Below are 17,363 nucleotides of genomic sequence, written 5' to 3' on the forward strand. Positions count from 1 at the left end.
CTCTGGCGGGAAAGCAATATCCTATGCTGAACTAAAAAGCAGGTTTGTGAAGAATATTAAAATCAGCTATTTCTGTCCAGCCAAAGCAAAAAGCACCCATCATAGCCGTATGTAAAATATAAATTTTTCATCCTATTATATTAATAGTCATAACAAAATAAGATATTTTTAGCATTAAGTCCAGATGCATTCCCTATAATAGTCAACCAGGAATTTTACGATAAGTGAAACATTATCGTTGGCAATATCAATTAAACTAAGGAAAATCTGTAAGAGATGAAAAAGAAAATCGATGACTATATTCTTTCATGGATCGAGGACAATATAGAATCTGAGAGAAAGATCACTGACCTGGTCAGTGAAACCGGTTTTTGTCGAAAAACAATAGAGACCTGGTTTAAGCGTGAAAATGGAATATCTTTAGGTAACTACCTGTATAGTCGAAGAATGACTCGAATTTCAGTTTTATTGAGATATACATCTATCTCGGTAACTGAGATAGCAGAGTTATTTCATTACAGCAGTACTCAAAACTTTTCCCGGGCATTTACAAAATATACAGGAAAGACACCTACGCGCTATCGTTATGATAAAATCTGGGACTGTTCTACCTTACAATGCTCTCTGATAAAAAAAGGGAAATATGAGCCTCCGATAAAATATTGCTCCCTGCCCGACATGTACATAAAGGGTGAAACGAAAAAGATAAAAGAACATTTGCAAAACAGCATAGAGGTTCTTAACACTTGCTTTTCAACTGTGGAGGAAATTTTATCAGCAGGGATAAATGAGGTATACATGACATGTCGCACGGATAAGTGTGCAACATTATTTGACAGCAGAAACAAAAATATAGTTGCAATATTAACAGTTGGGATACTGTCAGATGCAGCACAAAAAGAATCAGTAATGGTACCTGGCGGTGATTATATTTATTATGAGTTTTCAGGTAGCTGGAATGATTATGTATATTATACACGGTTTTATCATATAAAATTAATGGCTGAGAATAATATCATTTTTGAAGATAGACAATACATAACAACTTTTAAGAGAAATATTAGCATTAATGGTTATGATTTTACTGTCTATATTCCTGTGGTAATGACTAAAATACAATTATTATAAAAATTATGTTTTATTAAGTATGTGATTGAAAGGCTTCATGGGATGGCGAAAAAACGATGGCTGCAAACAGGATTTATGGTTCAGTGCGCTAGAAAAATGGGTTTCAGGTTAAAAATGGCACTACACGGTCATTTTCACACGTAAACTCACGCAGATCTGCGTCCTCATTCGTATAATGCGTGCTATTGTTCATGGTCAAGCGCTCTCTAAAGAAGCGATTCAATCTCCTAACCATGAACTTTGAGGTAAGGCCTTTTGGCTTAGTTAACAGCATTTAAAATATATGTTTGTGGCCCCCTGCTCTGAAGAACAGGGGGCCAGCAACGTACAGGCATGAACTTGACAGACTACGTGTATATTTTTTCTTTAACCTGGCTGATGTAGTGGTCAAGTAATACTGGTCGCAGTTTTACAGTAAAAATAGTACCTGTTCTCGGCTCTTCCGGCGTCTGCCTTCTCCGTCTATGTTCTGTCAAATCTAACCTCGCAGGTCTGTACCATGGTGTCCGATGAAGGCGCACAGTTACCACCCAGACAAGGATAATCTCTATCTCATAAAGTGGAGATGAACTTACTGATTTCTACAGAAAGAGAAGAATGACCGTCCTCCAGTATCAGTCAGATGTTACTTATCCTGAGGATGTTACTCATTGCCTCAAGGTTGACAGAGGTTTTGAATCATTCCGAATTATTTTCCCAATCCAGAGAACATGGGCTGAAGTACTTTACTCCTTACAAGTTAAGATGGAGTTTACATTATTCTGATTTTTATGTGTTTTAAGTGCTTTCATCATATGCTTACAAATAGAATAAATAATTCTATAGCCACCAGTGAAGACTTAGTTAATACCCATTTGCAAAAAAAAACACCAAGTTTATCTTGGTTCAAATCATGGTTTTTTGTTAATTATTTGTATTATTAATGCAGTTAGTTTAACAATGACTTTTCTCTATTTGTTGAGGAAATCACCTTGGTGTGTTTATTCTGACAGTCTTAACAAACCATTACATAATATTTCGATAAAATTTCAGAGTGATTCATAGTGTCTTTTTTATTATGATGATTTACGGGAACATATTATATATGATTTTAATCGTTGTGTTAGATGTAAGGCTGAGATAAATAATAATGTGGAAAAAAAACGTCGTAAACATGATAATCTCTATGCTTGTTTCTGCAGTAGTGTCGGTCTGCATTATACTGGGAAGTTTATTTTTACCTGGATCTACAGGTAAAGGAGGGAATACCATCCTTCAGGAAAGTGACAAAGAAGAAAGGTATTCAGTAGGTTATCTTTCTGCAGGAAAAATTAATCCCCGTAGAGAGTATCCTCTGCAGGTGCCTGAAGGTCAGGCACGGGGACAAATTCCTCCACATCAAGGCGCATCACTGGAGGGTAATATCCATGCCAGGTTCAGCGTTGTTTTCTGAAGATCACTCTATGTTATTTATATAATGATATATCTAATACCAGATGATGACTTTTCGATTAGTACCCTGTGTAAGTTTTAACAGACAGCCTGAATGTACTGCATATCCTTGGCCTAATAGGTTATAAAAACTAACTTCTTGACGTTTGGCTCCCCCATTATAAGATGTTAGTAATATATGGAGGTAATCTTATTTTGAGTATTCCTCCATATGATATTAACTCAGATAATATGGAATTATATCCTTAATTTTTCGCCACAATAGTTGTAACTCCTTGATTTTGATGGAAAGATAACCCTGATTTACATTGTATTTTTCACAAACCGTGTTTCTTGAGCATCCATAAACAAAAAAATCAGTTAATGCATTAATTACCTTTTCACTTCTGATTGATGAAATGTCAATTAAAACAAAAAACATTTCTTTATTAACTTTGCCCTGGCAAAATAATCCACCGGTGTAATGAGTCGATTTTTCACTGTACACTAAAGTTCCTTCTTATGTATATATCGAATATGAATTAGCATTAAATAAAATTACATAAACATTACAATATCCCTTTCCTTTACAAGGTGCGTAAGGACAACATTTAAATATTGAAATTAAATTCCAAAATGAACGTGGAAATTTTTCATTAATGATATTCTATTACACTTTCTAAAAAAAATGTTTCATTTTGCGAAAAATAATCCATAATTCTATGTTATATAATTGTTCACGCAAGGTGAATGTTGCCGCCAGATTTTCATTATTATCAAGCGGACGGTGAACATCGAAATCGTGGCGTGGCGGCTTCGCAAACCGGCGGTTGTAGTCAGCCATGAACTCTTCGGCAAAGGCGTTTGCGACCTCAGGTGTACTGATACCACGGAGCCGCAGCTCCTTGACGAGGCGGTCCTGCAACGTCAGGTGAGCCGCTCAACACGGCCCTTGGCTGAACTGGTATTGCCACAGATACCGGTGATGTTAAGCTCGTTCATGGCACGGCCGAACTGAGTCTGGCCATTTCCGCCAGTGGCCTGCTTGTTGTTGATCCTGAAGACGCTGGCCTTGTCGCTGTAGAACGCCAGAGGCTTACCGTAACGCTCCAGATAGCCCCGGGTGGCTTCAAAATAGGTGAAAGTGGACTCAGAACTGACGAACAGAAACTGCATCAGCCGGCTCGTTGCATCATCAACGTAAACGAGCAGTGTGCACGCCGGACCACGATCCTGGAACCAGTGATGCTCACAGCCATCAATCTGGATGAGTTCTCCGGTGCTGGCCCGACGCGGACGCGGCTGATGTACACGCGGCGGCCGCAGCTTGCTTATGTTAAATTTCCTACGAAGGTCCTTTACTTCCCGTATAGCATCCATGCATTGATAGTTCAATACGTCATAATTTAAGCTCTTCGTGTACGTTTTACTTTTCTTCAAGTTTAGATTCACTATTTTGAGTTGGATTAATATTTTTCTTTTCCATTATATCATTGTATTTATCTACAACTCACCTTTCATCATATTCTTGGCTTCTTCTGTTCCCGCTTCGAACAACGTGTCACGTTTTTCTTTCCCTGAAAATAGTGATGTACCACCAACACATAAAACAATCACAAAAATTGAGGCGAAAATAGATGACACTGCATATGTTAAATTACCAAAAGCCCATTGTCTTTTTGATGTTTTTTTGACTGGATCGGTTTTAACCTTCTTGATAAACTCTTTCTCTACTTTTTGCGCTATCTTACGTGTATATATTGCATGCACACTTTGGGCCTCATTATGTAGAAAGCCCTGCATTATCGCATCGGTAGCAACATAAGTATGTTAGCGTTTATTTTTCCTCAGCTCTTTATCGCCACATATCGTGGTTTACTCCCAAAAAAATACATTATGTACGTCGTTTTTTGCGACTCTGTCAGAGTGATTTGGTCTTTAGAATAGGCAACATCGATATAGGTGCTAATCACCCGAACTGCGAGGTCAAGCAGCTTGCCGCGATAGCGTTCATCCGACATCATCTTCTGGGCGATACTCCCTTTATATTGCGCATAGCGAACAATGGCTGGATGAACGTTACCAAACTGGAGTAACTGCGGTACTGCTGACGGCGTGTCACTTCTGAGATAGTTGGATGCCTAACAGAATAAGGTGCCATTTTTTATGGCGAGGCCAAAGTATTCTCTCTGGCAAAAGTGAATTAAAAAGCACAGCCAGTTTTTTGTATTGAGGGCGTGGTTGTTCGATGTTGGATCAGAGCATAGACGCAGCTGGAGTCAATATCCTTAAGGGCGAAGTGGATATTAAGAAAAAGTCTTAAAATAAAACAGATTATTTAACCTCCGCTACTTAAATCATGTGGAAAGAAAGACTATAAAATTACTGAAATTTCATTAAAACGGATTTTTCTTTTAATTTTTTGTTTTTACAAAACATCATGTAAAACACATTGTTTCAGATAATTACAAGGCGTAGCCTATAGATTCGCACTTGAATGTTTTTATTTTTTTGTTGTTTCTTCAGTTTACCTTGTATTTCTTTTTTATCAATTACATCGCGTGTCGGTTTGATTTATTCATTTGCATATGAGGGGGTTATATATATATATTGAAATGATATGACAATCATAAATGGTAAGAGTGTTAAATGAAATACATAATTGTCTTTGACGATAACCTCTACAATCGCACAGGAATTTACTCCTTATTCAAAGGAAGGTTAAGCGGTGTAAGGTTTTTGGATTCAGTTAATCCTGAAAACTTTGCAAAAGCCTCTCTGATAATTTGTTCTTTCGTGCTACTCAATAAAGTAGCATCCTTTTTGTGTCAAAATAAACAGTATAATCCCAAAGTTATTTGCATGACAGATAAGTCTGAAAATTTAAATATAAGAGCATTGCCATCATGCTTGAATACTATCATGCTGATATCGAATGATATAGCCGTATTGCATTTTTATAACTTAGTAGTGAATTGTTTAACTTCACAAACTAGCTCTTACCAAAGAAATAATTGTGATTCTTGTATGAGAAACTATTTCTCCCCACAACAACTAAATATCTTATCCAGATTTTTTAATGGGCAATCAGTTAATGACATATCGAATGAGTTAATGATCAGTAAGTCAACCATTTATTCTCACAAACGTTATGTCATGACCCGATATAATTTAAGGACAAAGCATGAACTTTATTTTTTTTGGAAGTTGGTTAATAATCGGATACGTGATAGCTGATAATGAATGTTCGTCTAAAGTTTTAGGGTAAAAATATGTCACCAGAAGACAAGGTTCTATTTTTATTTAAGGAGAGCATGCTGCTTTTAAGGACTATTTACTCTATAAAACCATATGGGATAAATCATCCCAGACAACTTGGTGAAAACCTGAAACAAATATACAACACGCTTGAAGAGCATCTCAACCTTAAACTCAATGAAATTAATAAGGATAAATAAATTCCATAGGTAATATGTGCTCCCTCTCCCGGTTCAGGGGGTATAAAAAGGAGAGGGGGACATATACTATAGCCATAACAAAATTTCGCAAGTACTTATTTTAGTTCATCTTAATCAGCAGTAATTTCGAGAATAGCACTGCCCGCAAATCCCCCTCCGGTATCTTTAATATTGCGAGGTGCCGTATTGACTTTCGAGTTAATCCGGAGGTAACCAGTATCTGCTGAGTTTAATCGTCCAGAAAGCTTCAGCGGTGAATTATTTACCGTAGATACCCATAAGGTACCATTAATGACCCCCAACCCAACTCCAAGATATGTATCATTATTTATTACAGATGGGAGTGTGTTTATCTGAGGTGTCGCACCTCGTAATTTATACGAAAAGGAAGTAATCATGTTGCATGATATTTGAGCATCATAATGCTTCTGATGCTCTCCTGTTCCCGCTGATAGTTCCCCATATAACATTCTTGCGTTTCCTTTATTTGATATATTACAGACTGCTTTATTTTCTTTGTCTTTAACGTTTACTTTTAACCTGTAATTGATATACCCTTTTACTCCACCTACCCTTTGCCATGAAAATAACATTACATCAAACTCATATGACCCTTGGATGATTTTTTTAGCAGGATCACATGCTGTTAATGTGTAATTAGTACCAGTGTGCCTATAAGTTAATTCTCCTCTTTCTGTCTTAAAGACAGTATGCTCTTTACTTATATTGCTGTTCCAGTCCCTTGTTTCTACAGTTCCACTACCCTTTCTAACACTGGAACGACCGGTAAAGCATATATTACCATGGCTTTTCACTGATTCGATTCTTATATTTCTTCCATGTGTTTGTGGCTTCGGTTTTTCACATTTTATAGAACCTACAGAGCCAATATTACCATTAACACTTCCTTTATAAAACCCATCAATAGTTTCAATGTTTATGTTACCTATATCTTCCTTTTTTTTCCTGGTCTCTACTCCATCCAATAAACATTGCATGGCATCTCCTTTAAAAGAGATGAACAATATGAAAAAAAAACAAGGTTTAATCATGATACCCTCAAAGATTTTATTAAATATTTTAAGCAACCATTTATGGTGTGGGCTTTCCCTTCAAAAAATACGGATGCAAAATGACATCATATCAAAAAAACAGTTAAACCTGGCCGGGAGTTACTGCACACCTAATGTGTTATGCTGAGTTATTTTTTACCTCAGGTTCTTATTTCTGGATAGGTTACTCAATACATCTATTGAGATATTTGCGCATAGTTTATCCGCATGATAACGATAATATGCGTCAATAGCCTGTTGGGTGTAACTGGATACATCCTCTCTCACACCTGTATAAATACCAGCCCCGGACATCAAAGCATCAAATTCCTGCTGTCGCGTTGCATATACTGTACCGTTAATTTTCTTCAATGCTTCCAGTTCGCGTCGACAACGCTCCATTCGGACGGCATCATCCATAGTGTCAGACGCCACGCTGGTTTCAATCGACAGTTTATTATTGTCAGTTATTATTGTTTTTTTATCTCTGAAAGAACATCCTGAAACTATCATCACAATCATAACTACCAGCAATAACTTAGCTTTTACCATTATTTATTCCCCACCATCAGGCGTTAGTTATCATCTCTGACCTCTCAGAGATAACTTATACTCATCGTCATCGTGGCCGAGAATTTTTTGGCCTGCAAAACTGTATTATTTCCTTTCCATGGTACTGCGGTGAAGGTAAACTGACCACTGGCACCATTTCCCGTCAATCCCCTGGCGACAGGATAACCGAATACACCTTTATAGCCACCCACGCCAATTTTTAGTGGGAACGAAGTGTCCACTCCACTTCCCTGGTACAGCGCAATTCCGAGGCGTCCCGCATTTTCACCTGTGGTATCCAGCACGTTATTATCCGCTACGTTGCCCATTGCATTGCCCGAGACCACGATATAAGGTGTCCCCTGATAAGATGTGCAAGTCAAATTCAGGGTTCTAATCACTGCAGATTGCACACCATCCACTTTCTGAAGAGATATTTTGTCGAACGACACATTAACTACAGCATCGTCATTTATTTTACAGGGTGGAATATATATATTCCCTTCTATACTTACGGTTACTTCATCAGCATAAACGCTACCAGCGTCCCCGCAGACAAGCACAATCAGGCCGACAACTCTAAACAGGATGTTCATACCCCTCCTATATTTATTTCCATTTCTACCGCATTCATTTTTTTGCGCCCGCCGAATTGTTTTCTGACTTTTTTTCAGAAGCTACTTGTACGGAATCAGTCTTTTCTTGCAAAGTCACACTTTCAACGCGAAGGGTATAGACCATTGTTGCTCCCGGAGGAACTTTGGGAGGATAACCTTCATCGCCGTAAGCCAGTTCAGAAGGGGCAACCAGAGTCATTGTTGCATGGTTCTTCATCCTCTCAAGTGCACGACGGAACAGAGGAGGATAATCACCCAGTTTCATAACCAGGCTGCGGCCTGAGGCATCCATATCTTCCACCACACTACCGTCTGTCAGTTTTTCCGTGACCACGACTTCAACACGAGAGTTATCTCCTCTGATGACTTCTCCGTCACCGACATAATTCATCCGGTACCAGAAGCCACTTTCATCCTTGTGAATACCTTTCTCTTTTCGAAACTTCGCAAGATATTTTTCCCCGGCAGCCTTCTGAGTGAGTATAATTTTCTCCCGAGCCATACGAGTTCGGGATTCAGCTGCCGCCAGTGCTTCCTCGAGAATTGCTGGATTTATCTGTATCTGTTTATTCAGGGCATCGCGCAACCCTGCTAACAGCAGACGGTTATCAGTCTTCAGTCCCAGTAGTTCTTGCCCCTCCTGCATAATGAGTAGATCGCGACCTGTCATAATACCTGCCGCATAGTCCTGTCTGGCCTCCGGACTCTTCAGTTCATCTGGTTTAACAAGTGGCATTCCAGCCAGCAAAGTTTCCAGCCGGGCTTGCTCCTCCTGCCCGGACTTAATATTTTCCCGTAACTTTTTCAGTTCAGAACTGAGAGTAACAACCTGTTTTTTCAATAGATTTTTTTTCTGTTGCTCATGACTGGTATCGACGTCAGAACTTTCTTTAAACTTCAGGCGTAACTGATGATTTTCCTGACGGATTTGATCCAGTATCACTTCCTGTTGACGCAATTTACGTCTTAATTCGCTCTCTGCTGTAGGTATGACATTTCTTTTTTTTATTGTCTGTGGAGGATGTTTGAAATTTTTTCCTCCTTCGTGTTGCACATCAGCTTTCTGCTTTTCCTCTCCATATTTACGTGCGTACTCAAGCACTCCTGGTAACTGGGAAGCATTTTCAGCAGCTATGGCTGACCTGCAACTGAACAGCAGAAGAATGGCCATGATCAGCCCCAGGAGAAATAACAGAGAAGCACTGTGCAATATTTTTAAAAATACATGTTCCGGCTTATTCATAGGTCAGCTCAAAATTAGCGGCAGAGGTATACGTCCCTGGTTGCACACTTTTGTTCGTAATAGCATCCGGCGTTGCCTGAACAAATGCACCAAACGTCAACAGGATATCCCTGCCATCTATCTGTGTTCCCTGTCCGTTGTTCTGAGCCTCTCCCAGTTTCAGAGCTGTTTTTCCATCTGAGTCCTGCAGGCCTATCGCCAGTTTTCCAGCATTATCACCCTTAACACTGATATAATAGTTTGACTTGCCAGTCATATTATTTTCTGGTGTACCGTTAAATTTAATTTTGACCACTTTCCAGACTGAGGATGTGTTGCATTCCGTCAGACGGATAGTGAACTTTTCCACCGGACTGCGGGCTGGCGCTGTCCAGAAGTAACTGGCTGAGAACTTCTGAAATTCCACATCCTGCTGAAGGCTTTCCGGTGCCAACTGACAGGACTTGTCAATTAGTTCACCATCGAAATCTACCCTTACTGCCCGAGCCTGGCAGGAAATGATCATCAATGCTATTGCAATTAAAAATACTGCATAAATATATTTCATCAGTTGTGTATTATTCCTTGTTGCCCCTATTCATAATCCATCCGTAACCTAAGAAGCGAACCGGATTTCATATTGTTAAAAGGCGCTCTGACCTGCCCGCTGGTTGCCCGTTGCAGTGCCATCTGCTGACTCTCTGTCAGATACCAGGTTATCGCCGAAGAGCCCCCATGCAACGTAGCCCTTCCTGCTCCCAGCATCCTCTGGTTGGGGTGAAGTACTCCGCCTTCCACACCACTCAGCAACGCGCTGTATACAACCATTACAGAAGAGCGACCTGCGGGACTAAATACGGAAGTTACATCCTCACCATCACCACATCCGGTCAGCATTATCTGTAAGTGATAACGAGCTGTTCTCCCCTGGCTTTCATTCTTAAAAGGCATTTTCAGCTCATTTGTTGTCAGCGTGCAGGGAGATGACAGCAGTGCGCCACGCACACTCAGTTTCCCCGTATGCCCGAGATGCTCGTCTGCCAGATAAAACTTATCCTGTTCTGATACATCTCCGGCATGCAGTACGTTGTTCATCGCCACACTGAGTACCAAAGCCATCAGACTAAGTGCTATTGTCACTTTCTTCATTCTTCATTCCTCACGCGGCCCTGGTGTGTTATTTCTTAATCGCCGTACAGCGACTGCCTGAACACTGAAACTGCAGAGCTGGACGCCCACCATAATCATTGATATAGCTCAGCCAGGGGGTACCATAACTGCTGGCTTTTACCGTCTGTTCTGACTTTGGCTCAAGCATCACCGCATCAAACTTACCCTCCTTTGCTTCTTTCTCCGTTCCTCCCAGACCTATTACTGTCACGTAATATGGTGTCGGATTTTCAATCCGCCAGCCGCCGGATGTTTTATTCAGTACCAATTTCTCCTGCCATAATGAGTTTGGTTTTGCCTGAATACTGGCGGGACGATAAAACAATTTAATTTTTGTCTGCAAAGCAATTTGCAGTACGTTGACCTTGTCACTTTTGGGTGGAATTTCTCGCAGGTTGAAGTAAAAAAGTGACTCCCGGTCCTGTGGTAGCTTGTTGATATCGGGCGTTGATGCCACCCGCACCATACTTTGTGATCCTGGTTCCAGTCGTTGTACCGGTGGTGTTACAACCAGTGGACCCACAGTAATCTTTTCCTGTGCGGCATTTTCCAGCCATGCCTGTGCTAGGTAGGGTAGTTGTTTATTATCGTTGACTATATTCAGCATCATCGACTTATCGGCACCGTCAAAAATCGCCCGGGTCCGGTCAAGAGATATAGCAGCCTGTGCTACCGGAACTGCACTTAAGCTTGCAACTGCTATTAGTGTTTTTCTCATGACTGGTTTCAGTGTCACCATGTTTCTTGCTCCTGAAATTGTTTGTCTGCCTCCCTTTTCCAGGGAGTTCACTCGCTCTAATGTCAGCTTTTCCAACATTTCGTTCTGAGAGAGAATTTCTGCTTAACGCGTCATCTGACGGCAGGGAAGTAACAGTTGCTTAGTCGTATCCAGTTTTTGAGGAATACCCACCATACATTTTGCCCGACTATCCCAGTTCACATTGAGGGATTCACCTTCAGTCACTCCACTGAGCCACGTCAGTCCACTGTCACCCACCATCCCCAACTCCCGCCCTTTCCGGTTTGTCACAGAGGAACCGAATGGAGGATAGCTGCCATCAGCCAGACGCAGAACAGCAAACAGACGGGCACCTTTCAGTACTTCGAATTTCCGATATCCAATTGCCCCTTCAGTCAGAACTGACTCAACTACAGAACGGGTCGCTTCCATATCATCGGGTAAATTATTCAGGTCAACCTTTGTAGTATTACGGTAGTAACTGCTGACATCTGTCACCACGCCTATTCCCCAGTCATTTGTCAGAACCCGCCCACCATCGACAGGTACGCCACTTATACCGTCAGTATCAACCTGTAACCGGGTCCCCCCATTCAGTCCTCCTGCATGCAGTGCAGCGCCTTCGGCGGTCACAGTCGCCCCACCTGACGCAGTGATGCCATATGAGGTGTAACCATTCTGCAGCGACGAGAAGTTGGCTGACAGGTTTGCTACCGGGCTGCTATGACTGTAATACCCACTCATCTGCCCCTGACTACGCTCGCTGCCACCATGGTTTACACCTGCATTCACGTTGTAGCTGTCCAGTCCGTTATTGAATGTGTCACTGTATCCGGCCATCTGTGTATACCGATCATTACTCATGCTGCCACTGTAGCTAAGCGTTCCCGAATCCAGCGGTATGGAGAAGAGCAAAAATAACGAGTCATTATCCTTTTCCTGATATTTCGAACGAGACGCCGTCAGACCAGCAGAAATGTTATGCAGGCCAAAGGCATCGAAATAGCGGTTAATGGACAAAGTGTAATAATCTGACTCTCCACGATCCCAGTAAGTCAGGTGCTGGTACTGAAGGCCAACCGAAGTTTGCCAGTCTTCAAAATGTTTATTTATAGAAATCGTGTACAGTTCCTTCTCACGCCCGGTGAAATCATTCCTGTAACGTGCATCCAGATACTGTTGCATCGTCATGTAATTGCGTTCTGAAAAACGGTATCCAGCAAAAGTAATATCCGCATCAGCTTCATCGAAACGTTTGGAATAACTCAAACGCCAGGACTTTCCCTGTCGGTCGCCTTTGTTATTAAACTGGGCTGCCGACTGCGTGACGTCAGCAGACAGTGTCCCTAACTTCATCAAATCACGCCCCAACCCTACGGCAAATGCTTTATAATCCCCGGCAAAAATACCGCCGCCGTACAGAGACCAGCGGTTGCTGATACCCCAGGACATTTCACCACCGGCAAAAACCGGCCCCTCTGTTTTGTGTTCCCAGGTTCGCGACCGACCGCTGACCAGTTTGTAGCGAATCTGCCCTGGACGAGTCAGATACGGGACATAAGCGGTGTCGACCTGAAAGGTTTTCTTTTGTCCGTTTTGTTCAATAATTTCAACATCCAGACGTCCGCGAACGGAACTGTCCAAATCTTGAATAGTAAATGGTCCTGCCGGAACGGTTGAGTCGTAAATAATACGTCCCTGTTGTGAAATCACTACACGGGCGTTGGTATCCGCAATTCCTGATACTTGTGGTGCATAACCGCGCAGCTTCGGCGGCAGCATTCTGTCATCACTTTCCAGGCTTGCTCCGGTATAACGCCATGTGCTGAAGATTTCTGAATTGATGTAGTTTTCACCCAGTTTCAGATTTGACTGCCAGCGTGGAATAGCCCGGTACAAATAGAAACGACTCCAGTCGAACTGTCTGTCTGTTCCTGAACCTGTCCCTGTGGTGTGCTCAATGTTTCCCTGGTAATCAGCCCGAAAACGCCAGTCTCCAATATTTGCGCCGGTAGTCCCGTTATAGCTGATATACTGTGACTGTTTCCCTGCGTGAGGCTTATTCACGCTACCATTAATGTTGTAATCAAATAACAGCCCTGGGATACCGTTATCCCAGCGTGAGGGGGGAAGCCACGATGTATCAGAATATTCCAGCCATGCCTGAGGTACATTTATATATAAAACACCTTCTGCCGGGTTTGCCCGAATTTCCACTCCTGGCAAGGCACTTAAATTGGCGCAGTGATCACTTGTACTGAACGATACTTTTTCCCTGGAAGCAGTTGTCAGCCCCATCTTATCGACCATTTCTTTGGTCAGGCAGGCACGAGGCAACGGTTTATTTCCTTCCGGTATTGCGATGCCGGATGGTTCCAGTATGGATACAGAAAATGCAGAAGGTGAAATTGTCTGGTCATTCACCATCACCATCATCTGATACTGGCCAGGCATAATATAGCCAACTTGCGAAAAACGGGATATGTCTATATTGTTTTTGTCGGCAGCATCCAGTACGTCAGTATTAAAATCCACAGCCTGGGCCTGACTTCCGGATATAATTAAAAATACAGATATTGCCAATCGACTCTTATTAAAGAAATTTTTTTTATTTATCATCATTATTCACACACAGTGATATTTTTCACTGTGCCCTGAAGAATCTGTTTCAGATCTCCAGAATTGAAAGTCTGGTATCATCTAATCCGAACAGTAAATTAGAGTGCGCTATATAATAAATAGCATCAGTAGTGGGCATTCGAATTTATAGAATTTCTCCGGGATTAATAATTTATTTATTCATAATCGATGTTAAAACGCAGGGAAGCAAAGTAGTCTCCGGACTTCAAAGGTTCTCCATTGCGAACTACTCGCAGGATGTACTCCAGGCTCTGTTCATTACCTTCAAGCAACAGTGCCGGCATCACTTTACCTGCGCGGGCTGCGTATCCCTGAACATCCACTATTTGCAGCTCCATACCTTCGGCCTGACCTGATGTGGAAAATCTATCCTGTCTTGCTCCAGCTACGCCATCAAACATAACCCTAACCCGGTTGCTGGTGTACCCTTTTTTTCCTGTACCTGCCAGGTCGCAATCACGAAGTCGCAATTGGAAACGTTTTTCTGGTCCCGATGATGTCTTTTGTAAATCCCTGACACGGACTTCCCCCATATCTACTACCTGGTCTGTCTCCTCCATGGAAAAAATACAAGCAGGCGCAATTACCTGTCCGCGAAAACTTGCCCTTCCCTCCCGCCATACATTATCTTCATTCCAGTATTTCTGATGACTCATTCCGGTAAACGGAAATATCCCTGATGCTAATGCTGTCAGAGGAACATTGCCCAGTGCGATAATTAGTATAATAATTACTTGCCAGTGCATATTGTCACTCCTGTATCCGGGTAGTAAGCCGATCATTCAATGACCGGCGTACACCATTCTCTGTTCGACACTAGCCTGATGCTGTTTGCCGGGGATTGCGTTTATTACTCATAGGACATGCTGAAGTTTGTGACCGCATTGAATTCACCTTCTCCAACGGTTTTACCGGTTGCCTGCTTAACCCATGCACTGAAACGTAGTGTATTGTCTCCATTACCCAGTCTTACAAAGTCAGTTGGTGTACCATAAACCACATCGCTACCATAACCATTTAACACAATCGCAGTATTAGTATTGTCGCCACTAGTCAACAGTTCTGTTGGTTGTCCCCCCACGGTATTACCGTTAAAAGTTAAGGTAACACCTTTGTTCAGATTACTGGGGTCACATTTCTCCAGTTTGATATCCACATTTTTCTTAGTGGAAATACCACCACTTGCAAGCAGGAGTTTGGATACCTGGCCAAATTTAATGAGCTGGTCCTCTGATTCCTCCGAGATGCTACATGGCGCATCAATAACAAACCCCTTAAAGTTCACTTTACCCTGCCCTTGATTAGCTGCACTGGCACCAAAAGAAATCAGCAGAACAGTTAGCGCACTTGCAATCATTGGTTTAGACATATTTTATCCTTAGAACTTGAACAGCCATTAGACTGATATTTAACAAAGTTAAGTGATTTCTCCGCCGTTAATGGCGGAACTTCCCATTTTTCCAAACTGCTACCGTATCTGTATGACAGTTTTATACAGACACGACGAGCCCTGCCGCTGTGATTTCATCACCATCACGATCGCAAACTGCAAATAGATTGCCGTAATACATACAGTAACGAGATAAATAATTCTGGTGCTCTGGAATAGTACAGAGTCCACACTCAATTTATTAAATTTAAATTTATTTAGAACCCCCGCTCGAATACATCATTATAATCTTTAATTCTGAGTGAGCCGTTTCACTATTTTTTAAATCAATCCGGTGTGTACGTTATAAATCTTAGGGGTATTTTCTTATGCAAAAAACAAATAAAACGAATCATCTCGATTAATTAATTTAATCAACATGTGTAGAATTCAAGCATTAAACGTAATCCATCATAATGTACTGTTAATAAAGGTGTGACTTATTTTCGTAATTGTTAACTGATTCATAGCCAGTACTACTGGCACCATAAAAATAACAAAAAAAAAGACCAAAAAGACCAAAAAGACCAAAAAGACCAAAAAGACTAATTATAACAATATGGGCATGTGCCAGGTACTATGATTTAGGATTATTTAGCATTTATAATCCATCACTAACTTTTTAAAAAGGAGATATTATGTTAATTTTTTGATTAAAAATCATGCAATCAACAGCTAAGTCAATAGAAAATATCTCCAGTTTGTAGAAACATAAGTCACAGGATGTAACAGAAAAAAGATTACGCGATCGTTTCTTGAAAAAAGAATTGTGATATTGGGGGTAATACAGCTATTTATCGGACAGAGCATATACTCATGTGAAGTAGGGTCTTACTATAAATTCGAACCAGGACGCAACTACCATCCAGATAGCTGCGTCCTGCAGATATAAATATTATTCGTAGTTTAATGTATATGTGGCGCTACCGGAAATGCTTCCCGCTACGAACGTTCCTGAACGATAAAGTTGTACTTTTTGCCTAATTATCTCGGTACCTTGGCTACTTGTTGTTATTGTGTTATAGTTACCGAGGCGGCCAATGTCTAAAAAATTAATATAAATACCTTTTGCTGAACCCTGATTTTTAATTGATGAATGCAAAACATCATCCTTATAATCAGAATTATACATTATAGATATCTTTGAAGTTTCATTGCAATTCAACTGAATGTTAAATTCTTTTTCTGTCCCCGGAACCCCACCATTAATTAAACCTGCGTTTTTAATATATATATCTTTAAAGTCTACAATTATATCTTTCCCTGAGCTTACCGTACATGATGGTTTTTTTATTTGTGTACCATTAACCCGAAAGTTTACAATTGGAGCGAAAAGTGCTGAACCTCCTTGTAATGACAAGGTCATAACACCATAAACATCTGTATTAGGTAGAAATCCTTGACCAACATTTGATTGCGTTTTTATCAGGGAAGCTTTTACTTTCAAATTTGTTAAATAAGCATTATTTGGTGTTCTGAATATATCTCCGGTACCAAGCGGAAATGCTCCGGTTAATGTTCGCCATTCATTGTCTGGAACGTTTATACTTCCTCTTGTATATAGACTCTCAATCTTGATACCTATTCCAGGAATATTTGTTTTATTAATCTTACCTGACGAGATTGTACCTGTAGGGGAGTAATCGAACGTTAGCCCAACATACCCTGGCCCAGGGCACTTACCTACATAGGTTTCTGCTGATACAATATCTTCTTCTGCCTCGGCAAGAACATCTCCTACAGCAGCATCATTTCTGACAATAACTTCTGCAGGAAATTTAAAGTATACATTTTTTGGATTCCAGCTTGGATCAGGAACACATGGAGCAGCCAGACATACATTAGTTATCAACATACATGACATTGCAATACATATCAGTAATGTTTTTGGGGTAAAAATATTAGCATTCATATTAATACTCTCGTGATGGCACTGTTTATAGTTA

The 17,363-nt window shown here is 40.9% G+C and carries 16 protein-coding genes and 2 pseudogenes; 3 read left to right on the plus strand and 15 right to left on the minus strand.

What is annotated here, in order from left to right:
• The first annotated feature begins 276 nt into the window (after positions 1-276).
• On the plus strand, positions 277-1,128 hold the full coding sequence (locus OGY09_RS07815) for a helix-turn-helix domain-containing protein (protein ID WP_286590159.1): 852 nt from the start codon (positions 277-279) through the stop codon (positions 1,126-1,128).
• A 1,165-nt stretch (positions 1,129-2,293) separates the two neighbouring features.
• Positions 2,294-2,560 carry a hypothetical protein gene (locus OGY09_RS07820; RefSeq protein WP_286590161.1) on the plus strand — a complete coding sequence of 89 codons (267 nt, stop codon included), beginning with the start codon at positions 2,294-2,296 and terminating at the stop codon, positions 2,558-2,560.
• Between the two features lie 216 nt (positions 2,561-2,776).
• Here OGY09_RS07820 and OGY09_RS07825 read toward each other — a convergent pair whose 3' ends face one another.
• The 4 genes and pseudogenes from OGY09_RS07825 to OGY09_RS07840 all read right to left on the minus strand — a co-directional run.
• Positions 2,777-3,046 carry a PapB/FocB family fimbrial expression transcriptional regulator gene (locus OGY09_RS07825; RefSeq protein WP_502873204.1) on the minus strand — a complete coding sequence of 90 codons (270 nt, stop codon included), beginning with the start codon at positions 3,044-3,046 and terminating at the stop codon, positions 2,777-2,779.
• A 225-nt stretch (positions 3,047-3,271) separates the two neighbouring features.
• Positions 3,272-3,867, minus strand: a pseudogene (locus OGY09_RS07830) (ISNCY family transposase); the annotation flags it as partial.
• Positions 3,868-4,041: 174 nt separating this feature from the next.
• Positions 4,042-4,341 (minus strand): hypothetical protein, encoded by a 300-nt coding sequence (locus OGY09_RS07835; protein WP_286590163.1) that lies wholly within the window; start codon positions 4,339-4,341, stop codon positions 4,042-4,044.
• Positions 4,342-4,436: 95 nt separating this feature from the next.
• Positions 4,437-4,669: pseudogene (locus tag OGY09_RS07840) on the minus strand (TolC family protein); the annotation flags it as partial.
• 896 nt (positions 4,670-5,565) lie between these two features.
• On the opposite strand from OGY09_RS07840, the gene OGY09_RS25270 reads away from it, so the two are divergent.
• On the plus strand, positions 5,566-5,775 hold the full coding sequence (locus OGY09_RS25270; protein WP_353622466.1) for a LuxR C-terminal-related transcriptional regulator: 210 nt from the start codon (positions 5,566-5,568) through the stop codon (positions 5,773-5,775).
• Positions 5,776-6,106: 331 nt separating this feature from the next.
• On the opposite strand, the gene OGY09_RS07845 is transcribed toward OGY09_RS25270, so the two are convergent.
• From OGY09_RS07845 to OGY09_RS07895, 11 genes are all read right to left on the minus strand, one after another.
• Positions 6,107-6,994 (minus strand): hypothetical protein, encoded by an 888-nt coding sequence (locus tag OGY09_RS07845; protein WP_286590164.1) that lies wholly within the window; start codon positions 6,992-6,994, stop codon positions 6,107-6,109.
• Between the two features lie 210 nt (positions 6,995-7,204).
• Positions 7,205-7,600 carry a YuaE family lipoprotein gene (locus tag OGY09_RS07850; RefSeq protein ID WP_286590165.1) on the minus strand — a complete coding sequence of 132 codons (396 nt, stop codon included), beginning with the start codon at positions 7,598-7,600 and terminating at the stop codon, positions 7,205-7,207.
• Between the two features lie 44 nt (positions 7,601-7,644).
• Positions 7,645-8,196, minus strand: coding sequence for a fimbrial protein (locus OGY09_RS07855; protein WP_286590166.1), 552 nt, complete (start codon positions 8,194-8,196; stop codon positions 7,645-7,647).
• Positions 8,197-8,230: 34 nt separating this feature from the next.
• Positions 8,231-9,460, minus strand: coding sequence for an FKBP-type peptidyl-prolyl cis-trans isomerase (locus OGY09_RS07860; RefSeq protein ID WP_286590167.1), 1,230 nt, complete (start codon positions 9,458-9,460; stop codon positions 8,231-8,233).
• Entirely contained in the window at positions 9,453-10,007 is a 555-nt protein-coding gene (locus OGY09_RS07865) for a fimbrial protein (RefSeq protein WP_286590168.1), read from the minus strand. The genes OGY09_RS07860 and OGY09_RS07865 overlap by 8 nt, the downstream gene beginning before the upstream one ends.
• A gap of 26 nt (positions 10,008-10,033) precedes the next feature.
• Positions 10,034-10,588 carry a pilus-assembly fibrillin subunit gene (locus tag OGY09_RS07870; RefSeq protein WP_187260295.1) on the minus strand — a complete coding sequence of 185 codons (555 nt, stop codon included), beginning with the start codon at positions 10,586-10,588 and terminating at the stop codon, positions 10,034-10,036.
• Positions 10,589-10,616: 28 nt separating this feature from the next.
• Positions 10,617-11,348, minus strand: coding sequence for a fimbrial biogenesis chaperone (locus OGY09_RS07875; protein ID WP_286590169.1), 732 nt, complete (start codon positions 11,346-11,348; stop codon positions 10,617-10,619).
• A gap of 102 nt (positions 11,349-11,450) precedes the next feature.
• Complete coding sequence (locus OGY09_RS07880) at positions 11,451-13,970, minus strand: fimbria/pilus outer membrane usher protein (RefSeq protein WP_502873205.1); 2,520 nt, start codon at positions 13,968-13,970, stop codon at positions 11,451-11,453.
• A 173-nt stretch (positions 13,971-14,143) separates the two neighbouring features.
• Positions 14,144-14,734 carry a fimbrial protein gene (locus tag OGY09_RS07885; RefSeq protein ID WP_286590170.1) on the minus strand — a complete coding sequence of 197 codons (591 nt, stop codon included), beginning with the start codon at positions 14,732-14,734 and terminating at the stop codon, positions 14,144-14,146.
• A gap of 104 nt (positions 14,735-14,838) precedes the next feature.
• Positions 14,839-15,357 carry a fimbrial protein gene (locus OGY09_RS07890; RefSeq protein ID WP_286590171.1) on the minus strand — a complete coding sequence of 173 codons (519 nt, stop codon included), beginning with the start codon at positions 15,355-15,357 and terminating at the stop codon, positions 14,839-14,841.
• A gap of 955 nt (positions 15,358-16,312) precedes the next feature.
• On the minus strand, positions 16,313-17,329 hold the full coding sequence (locus OGY09_RS07895) for a fimbrial protein (protein WP_286590172.1): 1,017 nt from the start codon (positions 17,327-17,329) through the stop codon (positions 16,313-16,315).
• Positions 17,330-17,363 lie beyond the last annotated feature (34 nt).

It is taken from the genome of Citrobacter sp. Cpo071 (assembly GCF_030332765.1).
GTDB classification, from domain to species: domain Bacteria; phylum Pseudomonadota; class Gammaproteobacteria; order Enterobacterales; family Enterobacteriaceae; genus Citrobacter; species Citrobacter portucalensis.

What these genes read in the sequence shown, in the direction of transcription:
- OGY09_RS07815 (WP_286590159.1), top strand. Translation starts at nt 277, where the DNA reads ATGAAAAAGAAAATCGATGACTATATTCTTTCATGGATCGAGGACAAT.
- OGY09_RS07820 (WP_286590161.1), top strand. Translation starts at nt 2,294, where the DNA reads ATGCTTGTTTCTGCAGTAGTGTCGGTCTGCATTATACTGGGAAGTTTA.
- OGY09_RS07835 (WP_286590163.1), bottom strand. Translation starts at nt 4,341, where the DNA reads ATGCAGGGCTTTCTACATAATGAGGCCCAAAGTGTGCATGCAATATAT.
- OGY09_RS25270 (WP_353622466.1), top strand. Translation starts at nt 5,566, where the DNA reads ATGAGAAACTATTTCTCCCCACAACAACTAAATATCTTATCCAGATTT.
- OGY09_RS07845 (WP_286590164.1), bottom strand. Translation starts at nt 6,994, where the DNA reads ATGCAATGTTTATTGGATGGAGTAGAGACCAGGAAAAAAAAGGAAGAT.
- OGY09_RS07850 (WP_286590165.1), bottom strand. Translation starts at nt 7,600, where the DNA reads ATGGTAAAAGCTAAGTTATTGCTGGTAGTTATGATTGTGATGATAGTT.
- OGY09_RS07855 (WP_286590166.1), bottom strand. Translation starts at nt 8,196, where the DNA reads ATGAACATCCTGTTTAGAGTTGTCGGCCTGATTGTGCTTGTCTGCGGG.
- OGY09_RS07860 (WP_286590167.1), bottom strand. Translation starts at nt 9,460, where the DNA reads ATGAATAAGCCGGAACATGTATTTTTAAAAATATTGCACAGTGCTTCT.
- OGY09_RS07865 (WP_286590168.1), bottom strand. Translation starts at nt 10,007, where the DNA reads ATGAAATATATTTATGCAGTATTTTTAATTGCAATAGCATTGATGATC.
- OGY09_RS07870 (WP_187260295.1), bottom strand. Translation starts at nt 10,588, where the DNA reads ATGAAGAAAGTGACAATAGCACTTAGTCTGATGGCTTTGGTACTCAGT.
- OGY09_RS07875 (WP_286590169.1), bottom strand. Translation starts at nt 11,348, where the DNA reads ATGGTGACACTGAAACCAGTCATGAGAAAAACACTAATAGCAGTTGCA.
- OGY09_RS07880 (WP_502873205.1), bottom strand. Translation starts at nt 13,970, where the DNA reads ATGATGATAAATAAAAAAAATTTCTTTAATAAGAGTCGATTGGCAATA.
- OGY09_RS07885 (WP_286590170.1), bottom strand. Translation starts at nt 14,734, where the DNA reads ATGCACTGGCAAGTAATTATTATACTAATTATCGCACTGGGCAATGTT.
- OGY09_RS07890 (WP_286590171.1), bottom strand. Translation starts at nt 15,357, where the DNA reads ATGTCTAAACCAATGATTGCAAGTGCGCTAACTGTTCTGCTGATTTCT.
- OGY09_RS07895 (WP_286590172.1), bottom strand. Translation starts at nt 17,329, where the DNA reads ATGAATGCTAATATTTTTACCCCAAAAACATTACTGATATGTATTGCA.